This window comes from Dellaglioa sp. CoH-57-MRSF-16 (genome assembly GCF_056782055.1).
On the sequence record NZ_JBXAXZ010000044.1, the window covers coordinates 1 to 526 of the forward strand.

The 526-nt window shown below is 59.1% G+C and carries 1 protein-coding gene; it reads right to left on the reverse strand.

Translation table 11 applies throughout. The features are described 5' to 3' along the window. On the reverse strand, positions 1-526 hold a 526-nt coding region (locus tag AC1RPH_RS07765; protein ID WP_481762018.1), incomplete at both ends, for a hypothetical protein.

Genomic DNA, 526 nt, shown 5'->3' on the forward strand with positions numbered 1-526 from the left:
TGTCGGTGATGAGCAGGAGCGACTTACCGCCGCCCGCTTGAACAGGAAGCAGCGCAAACAGCGGGCTGTCGCGCAGAATGTTCCGTATTTTGAACTGGTGCGGAAGCAGCCCGACTTTGCGCATAGCGTCGAGCAACGGGATACCGGAGACCTTCCAGTCAGGGTCTTCTCCCTGCGTCATCGCCGTCATCCGCAGCTGGTTATCGGCCGCACGCAGTTCGGCCATGCGCGGCCCATATTCCGTGACCATGATCAGCCAAGGCAGCATTTCACTAACGGTGCGCACCGAGTATTCGAGGTAGACCGCAGGAAGGTTCTTCAGGACCGCTGCACAAATCGCGCGGAAGTAACGGGCGAACGGCCTAAACGCGCTGAACCCGGTATCCAGAAAGTGCGACCAGTACACACCATCCACGTATTGCTCGTCTTCTTCAAACGCGTCCACCGCAAACTGGAACCACGTGAGCGGGTCGGTCGTCGTCTTAAGCGTGCCGCGCAGTACCGGCTTCTTCACGTCCACCAGATC